This window comes from Anaerocolumna sedimenticola (genome assembly GCF_009931695.1).
Lineage (GTDB): Bacteria > Bacillota > Clostridia > Lachnospirales > Lachnospiraceae > Anaerocolumna > Anaerocolumna sedimenticola.
The window spans coordinates 4,147,806-4,167,500 of sequence record NZ_CP048000.1 but is presented as its reverse complement, the minus strand read 5'-3'; the positions used below and the strand labels follow the sequence as shown (position 1 = coordinate 4,167,500).

Annotated in this window: 14 protein-coding genes, 1 rRNA gene and 1 other annotated feature (1 of these 16 cut by a window edge); of the genes, 13 read left to right on the top strand and 2 right to left on the bottom strand. The window is 34.9% G+C overall.

Features of this window, described 5'->3' with window-relative positions:
- From Ana3638_RS18490 to tyrS, 8 genes are all read left to right on the top strand, one after another.
- Nucleotides 1-1,197: ribosomal RNA gene (locus Ana3638_RS18490) — 23S ribosomal RNA — on the top strand (it extends 1,760 nt beyond the left edge of the window).
- A gap of 233 nt (nt 1,198-1,430) precedes the next feature.
- On the top strand, nt 1,431-2,318 hold the full coding sequence (locus Ana3638_RS18485) for a chemotaxis protein (RefSeq protein WP_161839355.1): 888 nt from the start codon (nt 1,431-1,433) through the stop codon (nt 2,316-2,318).
- 238 nt (nt 2,319-2,556) lie between these two features.
- Complete coding sequence (locus Ana3638_RS18480) at nt 2,557-3,444, top strand: hypothetical protein (RefSeq protein WP_161839354.1); 888 nt, start codon at nt 2,557-2,559, stop codon at nt 3,442-3,444.
- Nucleotides 3,445-3,446: 2 nt separating this feature from the next.
- Nucleotides 3,447-4,220, top strand: coding sequence for a hypothetical protein (locus Ana3638_RS18475; RefSeq protein ID WP_161839353.1), 774 nt, complete (start codon nt 3,447-3,449; stop codon nt 4,218-4,220).
- A gap of 113 nt (nt 4,221-4,333) precedes the next feature.
- A complete protein-coding gene (hisH, locus tag Ana3638_RS18470; RefSeq protein WP_161839352.1) occupies nt 4,334-4,939 on the top strand; it encodes an imidazole glycerol phosphate synthase subunit HisH in 606 nt (201 codons plus the stop codon).
- Nucleotides 4,940-4,977: 38 nt separating this feature from the next.
- On the top strand, nt 4,978-5,736 hold the full coding sequence (gene hisF, locus Ana3638_RS18465) for an imidazole glycerol phosphate synthase subunit HisF (RefSeq protein ID WP_161839351.1): 759 nt from the start codon (nt 4,978-4,980) through the stop codon (nt 5,734-5,736).
- 218 nt (nt 5,737-5,954) lie between these two features.
- Nucleotides 5,955-6,629: a uracil-DNA glycosylase gene (locus tag Ana3638_RS18460; protein WP_161839350.1), complete on the top strand. Its 675-nt coding sequence runs from the start codon at nt 5,955-5,957 to the stop codon at nt 6,627-6,629.
- A 152-nt stretch (nt 6,630-6,781) separates the two neighbouring features.
- Nucleotides 6,782-7,043 (top strand) — a binding site (T-box leader).
- Between the two features lie 132 nt (nt 7,044-7,175).
- The gene (gene tyrS, locus Ana3638_RS18455) at nt 7,176-8,390 is read left to right on the top strand and encodes a tyrosine--tRNA ligase (protein WP_161839349.1); all 1,215 of its coding nucleotides are present in this window, start codon (nt 7,176-7,178) and stop codon (nt 8,388-8,390) included.
- 354 nt (nt 8,391-8,744) lie between these two features.
- Here tyrS and Ana3638_RS18450 read toward each other — a convergent pair whose 3' ends face one another.
- Nucleotides 8,745-12,980 (bottom strand): acyl-CoA dehydratase activase-related protein, encoded by a 4,236-nt coding sequence (locus Ana3638_RS18450; RefSeq protein WP_408609530.1) that lies wholly within the window; start codon nt 12,978-12,980, stop codon nt 8,745-8,747.
- A gap of 494 nt (nt 12,981-13,474) precedes the next feature.
- Here Ana3638_RS18450 and Ana3638_RS18445 point away from each other — a divergent pair, with 494 nt between their 5' ends.
- The gene (locus Ana3638_RS18445) at nt 13,475-13,792 is read left to right on the top strand and encodes a LysM peptidoglycan-binding domain-containing protein (protein ID WP_161839347.1); all 318 of its coding nucleotides are present in this window, start codon (nt 13,475-13,477) and stop codon (nt 13,790-13,792) included.
- 113 nt (nt 13,793-13,905) lie between these two features.
- Here Ana3638_RS18445 and Ana3638_RS18440 read toward each other — a convergent pair whose 3' ends face one another.
- Nucleotides 13,906-14,943 (bottom strand): SGNH/GDSL hydrolase family protein, encoded by a 1,038-nt coding sequence (locus Ana3638_RS18440; RefSeq protein ID WP_161839346.1) that lies wholly within the window; start codon nt 14,941-14,943, stop codon nt 13,906-13,908.
- A 404-nt stretch (nt 14,944-15,347) separates the two neighbouring features.
- Here Ana3638_RS18440 and Ana3638_RS18435 point away from each other — a divergent pair, with 404 nt between their 5' ends.
- From Ana3638_RS18435 to Ana3638_RS18420, 4 genes are read left to right on the top strand one after another with little or no spacing between them, the layout of a single operon-like run.
- A complete protein-coding gene (locus Ana3638_RS18435) occupies nt 15,348-16,283 on the top strand; it encodes a magnesium transporter CorA family protein (RefSeq protein ID WP_161839345.1) in 936 nt (311 codons plus the stop codon).
- A gap of 55 nt (nt 16,284-16,338) precedes the next feature.
- Nucleotides 16,339-17,217, top strand: a complete 879-nt coding sequence (locus Ana3638_RS18430; protein ID WP_161839344.1) for a rhomboid family protein — start codon at nt 16,339-16,341, stop codon at nt 17,215-17,217.
- Between the two features lie 51 nt (nt 17,218-17,268).
- Entirely contained in the window at nt 17,269-18,471 is a 1,203-nt protein-coding gene (locus Ana3638_RS18425; RefSeq protein WP_161839343.1) for an ABC transporter permease, read from the top strand.
- On the top strand, nt 18,461-19,690 hold the full coding sequence (locus Ana3638_RS18420; RefSeq protein WP_161839342.1) for an ABC transporter permease: 1,230 nt from the start codon (nt 18,461-18,463) through the stop codon (nt 19,688-19,690). The genes Ana3638_RS18425 and Ana3638_RS18420 overlap by 11 nt, the downstream gene beginning before the upstream one ends.
- Nucleotides 19,691-19,695 lie beyond the last annotated feature (5 nt).

Sequence of the window (19,695 nt, the reverse complement as noted above, 5' to 3'; positions counted from 1 at the left end):
AATAACCTCGTAACTTCGGGAGAAGAGGTGCCTGTAGCAATACAGGCCGCAGAGAATTGGCCCAAGCAACTGTTTAGCAAAAACACAGGTCTATGCAAAACCGAAAGGTGAAGTATATGGGCTGACGCCTGCCCGGTGCTGGAAGGTTAAGGGGAGATGTTAGGAGCGATCCGAAGCGTTGAACTTAAGCCCCAGTAAACGGCGGCCGTAACTATAACGGTCCTAAGGTAGCGAAATTCCTTGTCGGGTAAGTTCCGACCCGCACGAAAGGCGTAATGATTTGGGCACTGTCTCGACAATGCACCCGGTGAAATTGAAATACCAGTGAAGATGCTGGTTACCTGCGCCAGGACGGAAAGACCCCATGGAGCTTTACTCTAGCTTGATACTGGGATTCGGTATTGCATGCACAGGATAGGTGGGAGGCAAAGAAGCTACGACTCCGGTCGTGGTGGAGCCGCTGTTGGGATACCACCCTTGCAGTATTGGATTTCTAACATGTGCCCGTGATCCGGGCAGTGGACAATGTCAGGTGGGGAGTTTGACTGGGGCGGTCGCCTCCGAAAGGGTATCGGAGGCGCTCAAAGGTCTTCTCAGAATGGTTGGAAACCATTCGCAGAGTGCAAAGGCATAAGAAGGCTTGACTGCGACACCGACGGGTGGAGCAGGTACGAAAGTAGGACTTAGTGATCCGGTGGTATAAAGTGGGATTGCCATCGCTCAACGGATAAAAGCTACCCTGGGGATAACAGGCTTATCACTCCCAAGAGTTCACATCGACGGAGTGGTTTGGCACCTCGATGTCGGCTCATCGCATCCTGGGGCTGTAGTAGGTCCCAAGGGTTGGGCTGTTCGCCCATTAAAGCGGTACGCGAGCTGGGTTCAGAACGTCGTGAGACAGTTCGGTCCCTATCCGGCGCGGGCGTAGGATATTTGAGAGGAGCTGACCTTAGTACGAGAGGACCGGGTTGGACGAACCGCTGGTGGATCGGTTGTACTACCAAGTGCATGGCCGAGTAGCCAAGTTTGGAAGGGATAAACGCTGAAGGCATCTAAGCGTGAAGCCCCCCTCAAGATAAGATATCCCATAGCGTAAGCTAGTAAGACCCCTTGAAGACGACAAGGTGGATAGGTTAGAGGTGGAAGCGCAGTAATGTGTGGAGCTGACTAATACTAATAGGTCGAGGGCTTGACCATAAGGTATTTGTTCATGATAACGGAAAATAATCAATGTGTTAGTCGAGTGGAGAGTAATGTTAATATTTAATATAGTATTATAGACCTAAAAATTCTAAAAGGTAGATTTTTTAGGTCTTTTTTAATGCCGAAATTTATCAAATAAGTTTGAATTTTACAGAAAAATATAATATAATAAGATTAATAAATAAAAAATTACCGAAAAGAATCTTTGCATAACGGAGGTTAGGACTATGGATAGTGGAGTATTGTTGGAAAGTGGAACGAATGAATTAGAAATATTAGAATTTAAGATTGGAAATAATTATTATGGAATTAATGTAGCAAAGATTAGAGAAATATTATCGTATCAGACACCAACACCGATACCCAATGCCCATCCATGCATTGAAGGTATTTTTATGCCAAGAGATATAATAATTACGGTTATTAACTTGGCTAAATGTTTAAATATTCCTGATTCTAATAAAGCAACAGATATGAATATAATAACTAATTTTAATAAATTAAATGTTGCATTTCATGTCCATGGTGTAGTTGGCATCCATCGTATTTCATGGGAAGATATCAATAAACCGGATGAAACGATTAATTCAATTGCAACAGGAATTATTAAATTAGAAGAAAAACTTATTATTGTTCTTGATTTTGAAAAGATTATATCCGATATTAGTCCTGAGACAGGTTTAAAAGTGTCCGATATTAATCATTTAGGAGTTAGAAATCGTAATGAAGCTCCTATCTTAATAGCTGAAGATTCTCCATTATTAAGTAAATTAATACAGGAGTGCCTTATTAAGGCTGGATATACGAACATTATTGCTACGGTTAATGGTTTAGAAGCATGGAATAAACTTCAGGGATATAAAAAAAGCAAAACCATTGAATCAGATGTTAAATGTATTATAACAGATATTGAAATGCCACAGATGGATGGACATCATTTAACCAAATTAGTTAAAACAGATCCGGAATTAAAAAATATACCAGTTATCATTTTCTCCTCTTTAATCAATGAGGAAATGATGAGAAAAGGAGAATCAATCGGAGCGGATGCGCAAATAACAAAACCGGAAATAGGTTCCCTGGTAGAAGTATTAGATAATTTTATATTAAAATAAATTGTATTTCACACATTAAGTCATGGCTTCCCATGGCTGCCGTAAATGGCGCATGAAAAGAAACAGCAAAGTAGTTTCTATTTCATACTTTTACATATAAAACGGCTGAGACTACCCTCTTAATTTTGAGGATAAAAGGCGGTACTTTTCGCCGGTACGTTCATTGACCGCAGGAACATGATTTTTGCGCCTATAGTAACAAAGAACATTCATCGAATTTATGAGGAGTGAGCTTCAGATGGCAGTATGCAAATTGTGCAAAACCAATATTCCGGATGATGGTAATGAATACTGCGAAAAATGTTTTGATAATGAAAGAGCAAAACTGGATGAATCTTATTTAGATAATCTTTTAAAATCTGTCACAAATTCTCAGATTAGTAAACGAACGCTAAGAAGTGAGAAATTAACACCAGATATAAATTCTGATTTTGCGAATACGAGTAGTTATAATACTTTATCGATTAATGAAAAAGTATTATTTAATAGAAATATAACACAAAATATTACGAAACAGGATGAAAAAAATTTGAGAGACGAAGATAAAGAAAACGAATTAAATACGATTACAGATGACGATATTTTATCTTTGCTTCAAGATTCTAATGTTGATACGGATTCAGAGAAGCAATCAGATAATGATAATGAAAATTCTTATTATGATGAGAAAGACAGTTCGGAGATGGAAGATACGGATGAGGATTTATTAGCTTTATTGGATATGATATCCGCACAGGATGAAGCCAATAACAATAAAGCAGAAGAACTCTATAAATCTGTACATGAACCAGAAGAGACTGTTTCTGTATCGGAAGAGTCGCCTTATCCTGATGTGGAAGATTTTTTATCCATTGATGATTTACCGGAAGAAATAACGGATAATTTTCTTGAAGAATCGGATACTAATGAGGGGAAGCCCAATACTGCAAATGATATGGGGGGCATTTTCTCAGACGTTTTAAGTGCTGTAGATTCTTTGCAGGATAAGGATGAAATTAAATTAAACAACAGCAATCCGTCAGTTCCTGAAGCGGATAACAAAAATAATAAAATGGAAACCAAAGAAAAAAGAAAGGTTTCTGGCAGAAAATATTTGGTAAAAAAGAAGATAAAAAAAGAGATATAACTTTGGAAGTCAATGCGGAAGTTGAGAAAGATAAAAAAGTTGACAAGAAAAAGGCGGAAAAAGTAAAAAAAAGCAAAACGGAAAAGAATACAGTTAAGAAAGAAAAGAAAATTCAGGCTAAAAACACCAGTGATGAAGAAACGAAAGTAGTAGAGAAGAAAGTAAAAGTAAAGAAAACCGCTAAGAAAAAACCGGAAAAAAAGAAAGTCGCTAAGGTACAGAAAGAACCTAAAGTAAAAGAAGTTATACAAGAAATAGATGATAATGTTAAAATTAATAAATTGGCTGTAATTTTTGTAATGACATTCTTTATTTTAATTGGTGGATTTGTTATAATAGGAACAAATCAATATTCTTATTCTCTGGATATTAAAAATGCCAATATTAATTTTTCAAGGCAGCGGTATACGGAAGCTTATAATGAAATATATGGGTTAGATATTAAAAAGAAAGATAAAGAAACCTATGAAAAAATCATGACGGTTATGTTTGTTAATAAAGAATTAAACTCTTACAATAATTATATGGATATAAAGATGTATCCACAAGCACTGGATTCTTTATTAAAAGGTATTGAGCGCTATGATAAATATATTAAACATGCAACTGATCTAGGTATTCAAAAAGATATGGAAAATGTTAAAAAGAAAATCATGAAAGAGTTAAAGCAGAAATTTGATTTAACGGAAGAAGAAGCGATTGCTCTAAATGAAAGTGGAGACCAAACAGAGTACAGTATAAAAGTATTTAATACAGTTTTGGAAAAAATGAAATAAAGATTGCAAGGAGGCATAAAGGGTTATTGCATAGTTTTCGCAACAACCCTTTATGCTTATTTCCGTGATGGCTAAGAAAATAACCAGATAATAAAGAAAGGTATGGGTATAGGATGATTGCTATAATAGACTATGATGCCGGGAATTTAAAAAGTGTAGAAAAAGCTCTGAAATACTTAGGCGAAAATACAATAATAACAAGAGATAGAGACGAAATATTAAATGCTGATAAAGTTATTTTACCCGGGGTAGGTTCCTTTGGAAATGCAATGGAAAAATTAAATAGTTACAATTTAGTTGATACAATTAAAGAAGTAGCTTTATCTAAAAAACCTTTCTTAGGTATTTGTTTAGGGCTTCAGTTATTTTTTGAAAGCAGTGAAGAGTCGGAGGGTGTTCCCGGTTTAGGAATCTTAAAAGGTAAGATTGTAAGAATACCGGATTGTGAGGGGTTAAAAATCCCTCATATGGGATGGAATTCCCTGAATATTAAGCCGGAATCCAAACTTTTTAAGGGTATAGAAAATAATGCATATGTATATTTCGTTCATTCCTATTATTTGGTTGCGGAAAATAAAAATGAAGTGGCTGCTACTACAAATTACAGTACCTTAATTCATGCATCGGTTGAAAAAGAAAATATATATGCCTGTCAGTTTCATCCTGAGAAAAGTGGTGATGTTGGGCTAAAAATATTAAAAAACTTTGCAGAATTATAGTCAGAGTAGTAAAACCTGTGCAGAAATTGGAGGAAAATATGTTTACGAAGAGAATAATTCCTTGTTTGGATGTTCATAACGGACGTGTTGTAAAAGGGATAAATTTTGTTAATCTAAAAGATGCGGGTGATCCCGTAGAAGTTGGTGCAGCTTATGATAAAGCAGGCGCTGATGAGCTTGTATTCTTAGATATAACGGCATCTTCTGATGCAAGAACTATTAAAATTGATATGGTACGGCGAGTTGCAGAAACGGTATTTATTCCATTTACAGTTGGAGGCGGAATCCGTACTATAGAAGATTTTAAAGTAATATTAAGGGAGGGTGCAGATAAGATTGCTGTAAATACTGCCGCAATTATAAACCCTAATCTGATTTCTGAAGCAGCCGATAAATTCGGCAGTCAATGTGTTGTTGTTGCAATTGATGCCAAGAGAAGAGCAGATGGATCCGGCTGGAACATCTACAAAAACGGCGGCAGAGTAGATATGGGTACTGATGCTGTGGAATGGGCTATGAAAGCTGATTCATTGGGAGCCGGCGAGATACTTCTTACAAGTATGGATTGTGATGGTACCAAAGATGGTTATGATTTGGAATTAACCAGGACTGTTTCCGAAAGCGTTTCCATTCCTGTAATAGCTTCCGGTGGAGCCGGTAAAATGGAACATTTTTATGATGCATTAACAGAAGGCAAAGCAGATGCAGTATTAGCAGCTTCCTTATTCCATTATAAGGAAATGGAAATAATTGATTTAAAGAAATACTTAAGAGACAAAGGTATAAGTGTAAGATAATGTTCTTGAAATTTAATTTCTGAATTAGATTCATTAATATGTTTCTGAATTAATTTCTGATATTAAATTCAAAAAAATAAGTTATGTAATTTAAATTTATGAATTAAGTTTAGAAAAATAAAATTTTAAGCTTTGAATATTAACTTTACGAATTTAATTTTGGAAATTTAAATTCAAGAACTGGTTTTATCTTAATCTTTTATTATAGGAGTAATGATATGAGTGCAATAACAAATGATTGGTTAAATGTAATAGGCGATGAATTTCATGAAAAATATTATGCGGATCTTTATAAATTTGTAAAAAATGAATATAATCATCATGTGGTGTTTCCAAAAGCGGATGATATTTTTAACGCATTTCATTTTACACCACTAGAGAAAGTAAAGGTTGTAATAATTGGACAGGATCCGTATCATAACGATGGTCAGGCACATGGATTATGTTTTTCCGTAAAACCGGATGTGGATGTTCCACCTTCCTTAGTAAATATCTATAAAGAATTACAGGATGATTTAGGATGTAAGATACCGAATAACGGATATCTGGTTAAATGGGCCGAACAAGGTGTGTTACTTCTTAATACGGTCCTTACCGTAAGAGCGCATCAGGCTAATTCACATCAGGGCAAGGGATGGGAAAAATTTACGGATGCAGTTATTCAAGCTGTAAATAAAGAGGACAGACCAATTGTTTTTATATTATGGGGCAGACCGGCCCAATTAAAAAAGGCGATGTTAAATAACCCGAAGCATCTCATCCTGGAAGCTCCTCATCCTAGTCCTTTATCAGCGTTCAGAGGATTTTTTGGAAGTAAACCATTTAGTAATACCAATCAATTTCTTACAGAACATGGTTTAGAGCCGATTGATTGGCAAATCGAAGATATCTAAATAAAAAAGTATCAGAATGAATATATTTAGTTTAAAGTCATACATATTTGTTTGAGTAGAAATTTCACTTGACAGATTCCTAAAATGTAAATATAATAAATATAATTTATTTCATATGCATATTGAATGTAATTAAATTAAATAATCGAATTTTAAAAGCGTTGATAAGAATAAGTAATAACCAGTAATCCAGACAGAAAGTAACCGGTTGATGAGAGGTGCATGGCAGGCTGATTATGAATACATCTTTGAGCTTCACACCGAACGTTATACAAGTAGGCTGTGACGGATTCCTGCACACGTTATAGTGCTAGAGTATAACCCATTGATTAGGTGGAGTACTTGAAGAGGTAGGCAATGTGAATTGTCTATAAACTTAAGGTGGTAACACGAGATATTACTCTCGTCCTTTTGATCTAGAAGGACGGGAGTTTTTTTTATCTAATCATAGGAATTTATATCCTAAGAGATAAAAACCTAAACATGTGGAATTACCCCTGCCTGTACTTATCCTAACTTAATTTATTAAGAAAAAGGAGTAAAGGAATGCTAACAAATATTGAGGAACAAATTAAAATTATTACCAAAGGTTCGGACCGATTGGTTGGTGTGGATGAACTGAAAATAAAACTGGAACGCTCCATAAGGGAGAAAAAGCCATTAATTATTAAACTTGGGCTGGATCCAAGCGCTCCGGATATACATTTAGGCCATGCTGTCGTACTGCGTAAAATAAAACAGATGCAGGATTTAGGCCATAAAGCGGTAATTGTCATTGGTGATTTCACTGGCAAAATCGGTGATCCAACCGGTAAATCGAAAGGGAGGGTAGCCCTGACGGATGAACAGGTAAAAGAAAATGCGAAAACCTACACTGACCAGATTATTAAAATATTACATCCAGATCAAACCGAGGTACGATTTAACAGTGAGTGGCTTGGTGAACTAAAATTAGACGATGTTATAAAATTGGCAGCTACAACAACGGTTGCAAGGATGTTAGAGCGTGATGACTTCCAAAACAGATACAAAAGTAACGTACCAATCGGAGTACATGAATTTTTTTATCCTTTAATGCAGGCATACGATTCTGTTGCCTTAAAAGCGGATATTGAACTTGGCGGAACGGATCAGACTTTTAATATCCTGATGGGAAGAAATCTGCAGAAAACTATGGGTTTAGAACAACAGACAGCTTTATTTATGCCGATTCTGGAGGGGTTGGACGGTAAAGAAAAAATGAGTAAAAGCCTTGGTAATTATATCGGTATCAATGAACCACACCAGGTTATGTTTAAAAAAATCATGGAGATACCGGATGAATTAATTATAAAGTATTATGAGTTAGCAACGGATGAACATCCGGATAAAATAAAAGAGATTAAAAATAAATTGGAAAACGGTGAAAATCCAAGAGATATTAAATATGAATTGGCAAAGGTCATAACTTCTCTGTACCATACTCCGCTGGATGTAGAAGAGGCTATGAATTACTATGATACTGCATTTGGCAGGAAATCAATTCCGGATAATATTCCAGAACTAATCATTGATCTGGATCAGGATAAACTCGCTGACATTATTCCGCTTCTGATCCGAGATAAGTATATTCCAAGCGGCAGTGAATTCAGGCGGCTTATTACCCAGGGCGGCGTGCAAATAAACAAGGAAAGTATCGTATTAGAAGATCTCGATATGGTACTTGTCTGCGGAGATATTCTAAAGATTGGGAAAAAGAAATTTCTTAAAATTATTAAATAATCGATTTATATAATTAATCAAATAATTCATTCAGTTTATTTTCATTTATTTGTGTAACTTAAATTATAGGTTTAAATGTTTAATTAAACGTTCAGGTTATATAATTGGGTAATACAAAAGCAGGAGAGTTATAGTAATGTCTTAAATTAAGGACATTATGATAAACTTCCTGCTTATATAAAAAATTCACATTAAATATTTTAAATATTAAATCACAGCCAATAAAGTGAAAGTATCATACCTATTATTATAAACGAAGGTGTTAAAACTCGGAACTGCATAATCTGTAACTCATGGAGTAAAGGATAAATGCTACAGCTTTCATTGATGGAAATTTTATTCCTAAATAATATACTACTGATTCAGATTTTTTACAGCAGTAGCTAACATAAGTTTAATCCGGTTTAACTGGTTAACTTCACTTGCACCGGGATCATAATCTACGGCAACGATATTGGAGTTAGGGTAACGTAAGCGTAATTCTTTAATAACACCTTTACCGACAATATGGTTTGGCAGACATGCAAATGGCTGGGTGCAGACAATATTTTCAACTCCGGAATGAATCAGCTCAATCATTTCGCCGGTTAAGAACCAACCTTCACCGGTTTGATTACCAACGGAAACGATAGGAGATGCATATTCTGCTAATTTCTGAATCGGTACCGGAGGAGTAAACCGGGTACTTTTTTCTAAGGAGGTCCGGGCTTCTTTTCTGCAGTATTCCACTGCTTTAATTAAAAGGTTCCCAATAGTAGCAGAGGATTTTTTAAAACCTAAATATTCGGATTTAAAGTTTGCATTATAGAATGAATACATAAAGAAATCAATTAAATCAGGGACAACGGCTTCCGCCCCTTCCGCCTCTAACAGTTCAACGATATAATTATTAGCTGCCGGTAAGAATTTAACCAGGATTTCACCAACAACTCCGACTCTCGGTTTTTTTATTTCTTTGAGTGGAAGTGTGTCAAATTCCTTTACGATATTACGTAAATTTCTTTTAAATTCGCCCCATTTACCATTGGTAACTGAAACCTTACATATTTCATTCCATTTTTTATAAAGGGCATTGGCTGAACCAGGTTCTGCTTCATATGGTCTGGTCCGGTAGAGCACACGCATAAATACATCTCCGTATACCAAAGCCTGAACAGCGCTGATTAAAAGCTTCGGAGTATATTTCATACCCGGGTTTTTCTCAAGGCCAGTTACACTTAATGATACAACAGGAATTTGAGTCATGCCTGCTTTCTCTAAAGCTCTGCGGATAAAGTTAATATAATTAGTTGCACGGCATCCGCCTCCGGTTTGGGTTATCATAACAGCTACTTTATTTACATCATATTTGCCTGATAATAGAGCATCCATAATCTGGCCGACAACCATCAGGGACGGATAGCAGGCATCGTTATTTACATATTTAAGGCCTACATCAACGGCAGAGTGATTGTCATTATCAAGGATTTCCACATTATATCCATTCGATTTTAAAGCAGGTTTTAAAATATCAAAATGGATTGGTGACATCTGCGGACAAAGAATTGTATAATCTTTACGCATTTGTTCCGTAAAAATAACCCTGTGAAAGGCATTGGATACCACCTTAGCTTTTACAATATGCTTATGTTCCCTGTCTTTAACGGCAGACAACAAGGAACGGATACGGATTCTTGCAGCACCTAAGTTATTAACTTCATCAATTTTAAGTACGGTATATATTTTACCGGATTTTGAAAGGATATCATTAACCATATCCGTAGTAACCGCATCCAGACCGCACCCAAAGGAATTTAATTGAATCAGTTCCAGATTAGGCATGGTTTTTACAAAGGATGCTGCAGCATATAATCTGGAATGATACATCCATTGATCTACAACAACTAAAGGACGGTCTACTTTACCCAGATGGGAGATACTATCCTCCGTTAAAACAGCGACACCATAGGAGTTAATTAATTCCGGAATACCATGATTGATTTCCGGATCCACATGATAAGGGCGTCCTGCCAGAACAATACCTTTTTTACCGGTTTCTTTCAGATAGGCAATGGTTTCTTCCCCTTTTTTTCTTATGTCCGCTCTCTCGGCTTCTAATTCCATCCAGGCTTTATGTACCGCAGCTTTGACTTCCGTATCTGAGGTATCGGTTATATCTTTCATAATATTAATTAATCGCTTGCCTATAATTTCTTCACTTTCAAAGGATAAAAACGGGTTCTGATAATTGATATGTCCGTTACGTAATTCTTCAACATTATTTTTAATATTTTCACTATAGGAAGCCACAATAGGGCAGTTATAATGATTATTGGCACCCTCAACTTCTTTTCTTTCATATGGTACACTGGGGTAGAAGATAAAATCCAGCCCTTGTTTTATTAACCACATAATATGTCCATGAGCCAGCTTAGCCGGATAACATTCCGATTCGCTTGGTATGGATACAATTCCAAGTTCATAGATTTTACGGGTTGATTCCGGGGATAAAATTACTTTATAACCCATTTCCGTAAAGAATGTAAACCAGAATGGATAATTTTCATACTGGTTTAGGACTCTTGGTATACCAACTTTACCCCGGAAAGCCTTATCATCTTCCAATGGTTCGTAAGTGAAGAGACGTTTTAATTTATATTCAAATAAATTCGGGATATTATCTTTGTTTTTTTCTTTACCTAAACCACGTTCACAGCGGTTTCCTGTGATAAACTGCCTGCCGCCTGAGAAACGGTTAATGGTCAACTGGCAGTTATTGGTGCAGCCTTTGCATCTTGCCATGGAGGCTTCGATTTTTAAGGCTATAATTTTATCAATAGTCAGCATGGTTGTTTCTTCACCTGCATAATGTTCTCTGGCTATCAGTGCGGCACCAAATGCACCCATAATTCCGGCAATATCCGGTCGTACTACCTCACAGCCTGCTAAAAGTTCAAAACTTCTAAGTACTGCTTCATTATAAAAAGTTCCGCCTTGAACCACGATATTTTCACCAAGGTCTTTCGGATCTGTAATCTTAATAACCTTGTAAATTGCATTTTTTATTACGGAATAAGCTAATCCGGCGGAAATATCAGCAACGCTGGCCCCTTCTTTTTGTGCTTGTTTTACTTTCGAATTCATGAAGACCGTACACCTGGAACCTAAATCGATGGGATTTTTTGCAAATAATGCAACATTAGCAAAATCTGCGACTTCATAATTCAAAGATTTGGCAAAAGTTTCTATAAAGGAACCGCATCCGGAGGAGCAGGCCTCGTTTAATTGAACACTGTCAACAGAATTATTTTTAATCTTGATACATTTCATATCCTGGCCGCCAATATCTAAGATACAGTCAACCTTAGGTTCAAAGAAAGCAGCTGCATAATAATGCGCAACCGTTTCTACTTCACCCTCATCTAACATTAAGGCCGCTTTAACCAAGGCCTCACCATATCCTGTTGAGCAGGAACGTACGATTCTGGCACTGTCCGGCATGATGGAATAGATTTCTTTGATTGCTTTTATAGCTGTTTTTAATGGACTGCCATTATTATTACTGTAAAAAGAATAAAGAAGAGTACCGTCTTCACCTACAACTGCTACTTTCGTTGTAGTGGAACCGGCATCAATACCTAAAAAGCAGTCGCCTTCATATGTATTTAAATCACCTTTTTTAACGGAATGCAGGGAATGTCTTTCTTTAAATTTATTATAATCGGATTCATCTTTGAATAGTGGAGTCATACGGCTGACTTCAAATTCCATTTTAATTCCTGAGGTTAACTTCTTAATTAAATCATCAAAGTTAGTTACAGATTCCCCATTACTGTTCATTGCAGCTCCGATAGCTGCAAATAAATGGGAATGTGCCGGTGCGATAATCTGCTCATCGGTTAAATTAAGAGTTCTTACAAATGCTGCTTTTAACTCCGTTAAGAAATGCAGAGGGCCCCCTAAAAATGCCACATTACCCCGGATTGGTTTACCGCAGGCTAAACCGCTGATAGTCTGATTAACTACGGCCTGGAATATGGAAACAGCTAAATCGGGTTTGGTGGCACCCTCATTAATAAGCGGCTGTATATCGGATTTAGCAAATACACCGCAGCGGGCTGCGATAGGATAAATAGCCTGATAATCTTTAGCATATTCATTTAATCCGGAGGCATCTGTTTTTAACAAAGTTGCCATCTGGTCAATAAAGGAGCCGGTACCACCTGCACAGATACCGTTCATTCTCTGATCAATTCCATTCGTAAAATATATGATTTTAGCATCTTCCCCGCCTAACTCAATGGCTACATCTGTTTGCGGAGCGTAGTCTGTAAGGGAAGTTGAAACTGCAACGACTTCTTGAACGAAAGGTACTCCCAGGTGTTTTGAAATAGTCAGGCCGCCGGAACCGGTTATCATTGGTGCAATCCTTAAATCACCCAATTTTTCATGAGCATTTATCATAAGCTTTGCTAAGGTTTCCTGAATATTAGCATAATGGCGTTCATATTCAGAATAAAGTATTTCTTTATTCTGCCCCAGCACAGCAATTTTAACTGTTGTAGAGCCTATATCAATTCCTAAGGTAATAATTCTATTATCTATCATAATTTTATCTCCTTGCTATATTTAAACTGATTCGTTCGCAAGTAACGAATAATCTATTATGGTGGGATTCCCATTAAGCAGTAACCAAAGCTTAGTTCGATTATGCATTGAAGATGCTGACAATTCCTATAGATGCTTACCTATGTTAAAATATTCCTATTATAAACATTTGTGAAAGATTTACATGTAATTATTAAATCGATGTCATGTAGTATTATACGACACATGTCAATTAAGTTCAACAAAAGAATTTAGTAACCAAATTTAAAATTTTATAAAAATTATTAAATTATTAATAAATAGGATACTCTGAAATGTAATTGATAAATTTTATCAAATATCAGAATATAATCCTTAGAACCCAAAGACTACAGGAATGGAACCTCCTGGGAATAAATTGAATATAATGTTACAAATTGATTATAAGCAGGTGAATCCTAAGAGGATATCCTGCCTTGGGAAAGTTGGTTTGCATGAACAATAACGGTTATTCTTGCATGATTTATAACATTAAGCAAGGTGATACACTTTATAACATAAGCAGAGCAAATAATGTTCCATTAGCTTTAATCTTAAGAGCAAATCCTTATGTAGATATATATAATCTACAGGTAGGTGATGAATTGTGTATTCCTGTTACTAGTCCGGTAACCTGGAATAATGTAATTCCTTATGTTGTACAGGATGAGGAATCTCTTCAAGCAGTACTTAATCAATATGGGCTTGATTTGCAAGATGTTCTGGAATTTAATAATATGAGCGGAATGGACTTAACCCCAGGAATGACAATTCTGATTCCAGTTTATGATATGTAAACAGCAAAATATGAGAAAACCTTACGTAAGAAGTTAAACAGATAGTATTATAAAGACTATGGGGATTGGCCATATTCCAAATCAGCCAATCCCCATATTATATAAATCTATATTTAACGCATGATCTCTTTTAATTTTGATACCAGTTGTTTTGCGCTTTTCTGATGAGTTATTAACGAAGGGTGTCCGCCGGCCATTCCATCCCTTAAGATATCATGATAGGGCTGTTCCATAGTGTAGAGATCTGTTAAACCTTCTTTTTTAGCCTGTTCAACAGCTTTTTCAATAAATGGAAAGGCATTGGTACACATGGTTCCGCAAATACATAGTATTTTACTATCAGGGGCATAGGATTTTATGAATTTTAATAACCCTATATAATTAGATATAAATCCTTTTTGTACTTCTTCTTTAACTAAATGAGTGGAATCGTTGGTACCCAGATTAATCACTAATAAATCAGGGATAAACTCACTGAAATCATATTTTTCGTTTTTATTAAAAAAATAATTGGTATAAGGGTAAACTTTTGGAATATTTCCTTCCGGGTCACCGTCCCACTTAAGTAAGACACCAAATCCTGATACGGAAAAATACCTTGCGTTTAAATTTAATTCTTTCGCTGCAAGGTAGGCATAAGCCACGGTACCGTCTTCATCTTTAATATCATATTCCGCATCAGGTGCCCCATAAACACCGTATCCGCAGGTGATGGAATCACCTATAAATTCAATTTTTGAGCGGTTGTCCTCTTTTTCCTGAAAAGGAATCAGCTCGCCGCCGTTAACGAATATGTCATTAATTTTAGCATAGGATTTGGAGGCTTCCGTTATTTTAATTAAAGTAATTTTATGAATTTTTTCATCCGCAAAAGTTGCTAAAGTAAATTCTGAATCCATTTCCTGTTCTAATACAATTAAATTGGAGGCTTCTTTGGAATCATCAATAAAAACTTTTAGTCTTGCCCGATCTATTACGTCCGTCTTATTTGTTCCGATATTAGCCTTAACGAAAGTTTTACCAGTACTTTTTATATAAAATTCAACCATGGAATTGGTGAAACCAAGGCATGGTGCACCATTTTTTTCTAAGATTCTTCCAGAAAAACGAAAATAATTTTTATCTAAAATACAAATCATATTAATACCCATTGCACAACACATCTGTTAGTAGATGTGTTACTGCCACATATAAAAGGTTGAAAGAATCGATATATGGCATTCCTTTCATTATTAAAATTTTCTTTCAACTTGAGATCTCCTATCACATCTGATCTAAATTTATACTAATAGTATCTCAAATTTGAGAAAAAGCAATGTAGTATATTATAATATGTTTTTTATTTGACAAAGGATGATATAAAACATATAATTAAGAAGATACTAAAATATAACAAAATAATAAAAGATATTCGAAAGGATGTGAACCGAATGGAAGCGGGGCCCAGTTGTAATTATCGACGGTATAATAATAAAATAAATCACTGCAAAAGGCAGTTTAGATAGATTGAATAGATTCTTTCTACTGCCTTTTTGTGCGGTAGAAGGAGCGGAACATGATAGAAATTTTAAAAACTTACGAGGATGGAATCCGTCAAATTAATGAAATTGAGCAAGGATGCTGGGTTGTTATGACTAACCCATCTGCTACTGAACTTTTGGAGATCTCAGAAACCTGTCATATTGATATAGATCATTTAAGGGCACCTCTGGATGAAGAGGAAAGGTCCAGAATTGAAGTTGAGGATGATTATACCTTAATCTTAGTGGATATACCAACGATGGAAGAGAGAAATAATAAGGACAGGTATGTTACAATTCCGTTGGGTATCATTGTTGCTAAAGATGTCATTGTAACTATTTGCCTGGAGGAAACTAAGGTTTTAAAAAGTTTTATGGACGGCAGGGTCAGAGAATTTTTTACCTTTAAAAAAACCAGATTTATTCTGCAGATTCTTTATAAGAATGCTACGGTATTCCTTCAATACTTAAGAATCATAGACAGAAAAAGTGAAGAGATTGAACATAAGCTTCATATATCAACTAAGAACAGTGAACTAATAGATCTACTTGAATTAGAAAAGAGCCTTGTTTATTTTACTACGTCATTACGAGCAAATGAAGTAGTGTTAGAAAAAATGCTGAAAATAGAAAATATCAAACAATATCCGGAGGATACGGAACTACTGGAAGATGTTATTATAGAAAATAAACAGGCGATTGAGATGGCTAATATATACAGTGGGATTTTAAGCGGTACCATGGATGCATTTGCATCTGTAATATCAAATAACTTAAATATAGTAATGAAATTTTTGGCTACCGTAACCATAGTTATGGCTATTCCTACCATGATAGCCAGTTTCTTTGGAATGAACGTGAATGGAATACCTGGTAATGGTTCCCCTTATGGTTTTTATATTGTAACGGCCGTTGCATTTGTCATTACATTTATTGTTGCTTTAATATTCAGAAAAAAAGACCTGTTTTGAAAGCTGTTTGAATTACGCATATGATTTTTAAAATAAGAAAGAAGTGGTACCTGAAATGAACTTTATCAATAAGCTGAATCGTAAATACGGAAGATACGCAATTTCGAATTTAATGTTTTATATCATACTTTTATATGCAGCCGGATTTTTAATCAATATGATTAACCCTGCTTTTTATGAGACTTATCTCATGTTGGATATTTATAAAGTATTGCACGGCCAGATATGGAGAATTTTTACCTTTATTATCCAGCCTACCAGTGGTAATAATATTTTGTTCCTGGCTATTGAATTATATTTATATTATATGATAGGTAATGCTCTGGAGAATGCATGGGGCGCATTCCGTTTTAATTTATATTATATATCCGGAATATTATTTAATATATTAGCGGTAATTATTGTATACATTTTTACTGGACAAAGTATATTCTTAGGTTTAACCTACATTAACCGTTCCATGTTTTTTGCATTTGCAGCACTTTATCCCAATGTACAGTTTTTATTGTTCTTTGTAATCCCCGTAAAGGTTAAATATTTAGGTTATATTTATGGTGCTTATGTACTTTATGAAATATTTACGGCAGTTATGGTAAAACAATATTATGTAGGTATTGCCATTGCGGTAGCGTTAGGTAACTTCCTCATTTATTTCTTGTCGACAAGAAATTATAAAAGAATATCACCGAATGAATTTAAACGTAAAGCAAACTATAAACGTCAGGTTAATTCCGGAAGGGGAAGTAATATCGTAGATTTTAAAGGCAAAAAGACAATTACCAGACACAAATGTGCTGTCTGCGGACGTACTGAATTAGATGATGAAAACTTAGAGTTCCGCTTTTGCTCAAAATGTGACGGTAACTACGAGTATTGCATGGATCATTTATTTACCCATGAGCATGTGAGAAAAGCACCGAATGATCAATCGTAACCCACTGGCTTTCATTTAAAAATACAAAGCGTGATTAGGAGAAACGGTATCGTGCTTTATTTATGGATAAAAGACTGTAAAGAATTATTTCAAAATAAAAAAAGAATCCTGTTAATTATTTTAGTGCTTATTATATTAATAATAAGCACTTATTATAATGTCAAAAATCAGAAAAATTCATCAGATAATAGAATCCGGTTCGGGGTAGCTGATGAGGACAATTCCGTTTATTCTAAAATGTTGGTGGAATATTTTAGAGAAAATGAAAATTTTTCTTCCTATATAAAGATAGTAGAAGGCAATAAGAAAGAGCTTGAGAATTTATTCTATCATGGAAATCTTGATCTTTTTCTGCAGATTCCTGGCGGATTTGCGGAAAATATGATTTATCTCAAACATCAGCCGATAAAAGTTCTTATTAGTACTACAGATGTAGTAAAAGCAGTTTTATTAAGAAATATGCTGGAAAGTTATGAGAAATACATACGTGCAGTGGAAATTAATTGTGTTGCTTTATTTGATACGATGCAGCAGGCAGATATGAAATCAGCACTTATTAATAAAAAAAATGTGGAAATTTCTTATGATTTAATCTTTACGGCATTAGGTAAGGATAAATTTTTTAACTTTAAAAAAGTATCTGATTTTCCGGTTTCTACACTTTTAACGTATTATGGTTTTGCCTTATTAACGATCTTGCTTAATTTTATGGGATTATATGTGGGATTTTTAATCAGTAAAGAAAAGAGAGCAGGCATTTTAAAACGTTTATATACGGTGGGTATTACGGTGCCTGCATTTTTACTGGAAAAGATACTATTTTCAGCAGGAATGATTTTTATAATGTTGTCGGCTGTTTATATTATACCGAATCTTTTTCTTGAGAAAAGTATCTCTGTTATAATGGAATTATTCTTAATGTCAGCAGTTTTATTCAGTATTTGCTTTTCAGTATTTTTAAGCGGATTATTTCATGATTTACGTAAATATATGTTAGCAGGTAATTACATTAATTTTCTATTTGCAATAATAGGCGGAGGGATAATTCCTGTCTTGTATATGCCGGAATTTATGGTTAAACTCTCATTATTAACCCCCAATTACTGGATGATCCGTGCCATGCTTTTCATACAGAAAGGGATCGGTAAGGAGCTTATACTGGAAATAATTACAGCATTCCTCCTTGGTACAGTAGTTTTTTATATTATAAGTATATTCTTATACAGGCGGGAGGAGGTTACAGGTGAAGAATAATCTCTATATTTTCCGTTTAAAAGCTATTTTAAATGACAGATTAACTTGTGGTATTTTAATAATATCATTGTTCCTCTTTTTATTTATTATAATTAATTTTTCGATTCATGCAGAAGAGAGAAGCAGTATACCGATTGGAATTTTAAACCTTGATCAAAGTGAAAGTTCCAAAGAATTAATCAAAAATTTAAAAAAAGTACCTTCCTTTTATGTATATGAGGGTTCTGAAGAGTACTTAAAAGAGCTGTTATTGAAAGAACAAATCCGTGCCTACCTTATTATACATAAGGAGTATGAAAATTCAATCCAAATGGGTAAAACGGATGAATTAGTAACTATGAATTATTTGGATGGAGATGAATCAGCTAAAATCTTATCCGATATTATAGCCGGTGAAATGTTATATAAAATATGTTTGTATAAAGGATATAACGAATATCAATTTCTACCCTGGAAAGATAACAGTTTTAGGTTAGGTTCCAATCCGGGTAAGAAGCTGTCACAGAACGAATACATGGACTACGTCAATTCATTAATGGTCTCTCCTGATTTTAATTTTGCTTTTGATATTTCCATGGTTAATACGGATAATCGTAATACCGGTAATAAAATAGAAAACACCATTCTGTATCTGCAGGTTATTTGGGGGATAATAGCCATGTTGTTAGGGTTTACAGCTATGCTAATGTCGGTGGGAGCAGTTTTGGAAATAGAGACAGGAATCAGGGAAAAAACAGGTATTACGCTTTTGGGGCCATTTAGTTTGGATTTAAGTCATTTTACTGCTGTTTTAACTTTACAAAGCACGTTTAGTATTGTACTTTTGGCAAGTCTGGCAGGTAAATTCACCAACCTGTCCGTAAGACAGATTTTACTGCTTTTTCTGTTACTGGAATTATTTTCAGGGGTAATGATTTTATGGTTTCTCATAATAGGCAAACTAGCCGGAAAGGCAGGCAGATACCAGTTTATTGGAATTATATGTATTTTGTTTTTTGGGTTCTTTGGATTTTTAACCATAACAGCAGGATTTTTAAGCAATGAGTTATTAAAAATTTCGAAAATTATTCCAAATAGCTGGTTTATTGACGAATTTACTGCTATAATATTAAATAAAAATTTGCAGGGTATAACTTATATATCCTATATTAAATTTATTATAACAGCCTGCGGATTACTTATTATAAACAGACTATTAAGTAAAAGGCAGTATCGATAGTTGTC

Coding starts and splice junctions, on each gene's coding strand:
- Ana3638_RS18485 (WP_161839355.1), top strand. CDS start 1,431: ATGGATAGTGGAGTATTGTTGGAAAGTGGAACGAATGAATTAGAAATA.
- Ana3638_RS18480 (WP_161839354.1), top strand. CDS start 2,557: ATGGCAGTATGCAAATTGTGCAAAACCAATATTCCGGATGATGGTAAT.
- hisH (WP_161839352.1), top strand. CDS start 4,334: ATGATTGCTATAATAGACTATGATGCCGGGAATTTAAAAAGTGTAGAA.
- hisF (WP_161839351.1), top strand. CDS start 4,978: ATGTTTACGAAGAGAATAATTCCTTGTTTGGATGTTCATAACGGACGT.
- Ana3638_RS18460 (WP_161839350.1), top strand. CDS start 5,955: ATGAGTGCAATAACAAATGATTGGTTAAATGTAATAGGCGATGAATTT.
- tyrS (WP_161839349.1), top strand. CDS start 7,176: ATGCTAACAAATATTGAGGAACAAATTAAAATTATTACCAAAGGTTCG.
- Ana3638_RS18445 (WP_161839347.1), top strand. CDS start 13,475: ATGATTTATAACATTAAGCAAGGTGATACACTTTATAACATAAGCAGA.
- Ana3638_RS18440 (WP_161839346.1), bottom strand. CDS start 14,943: ATGGGTATTAATATGATTTGTATTTTAGATAAAAATTATTTTCGTTTT.
- Ana3638_RS18435 (WP_161839345.1), top strand. CDS start 15,348: ATGATAGAAATTTTAAAAACTTACGAGGATGGAATCCGTCAAATTAAT.
- Ana3638_RS18430 (WP_161839344.1), top strand. CDS start 16,339: ATGAACTTTATCAATAAGCTGAATCGTAAATACGGAAGATACGCAATT.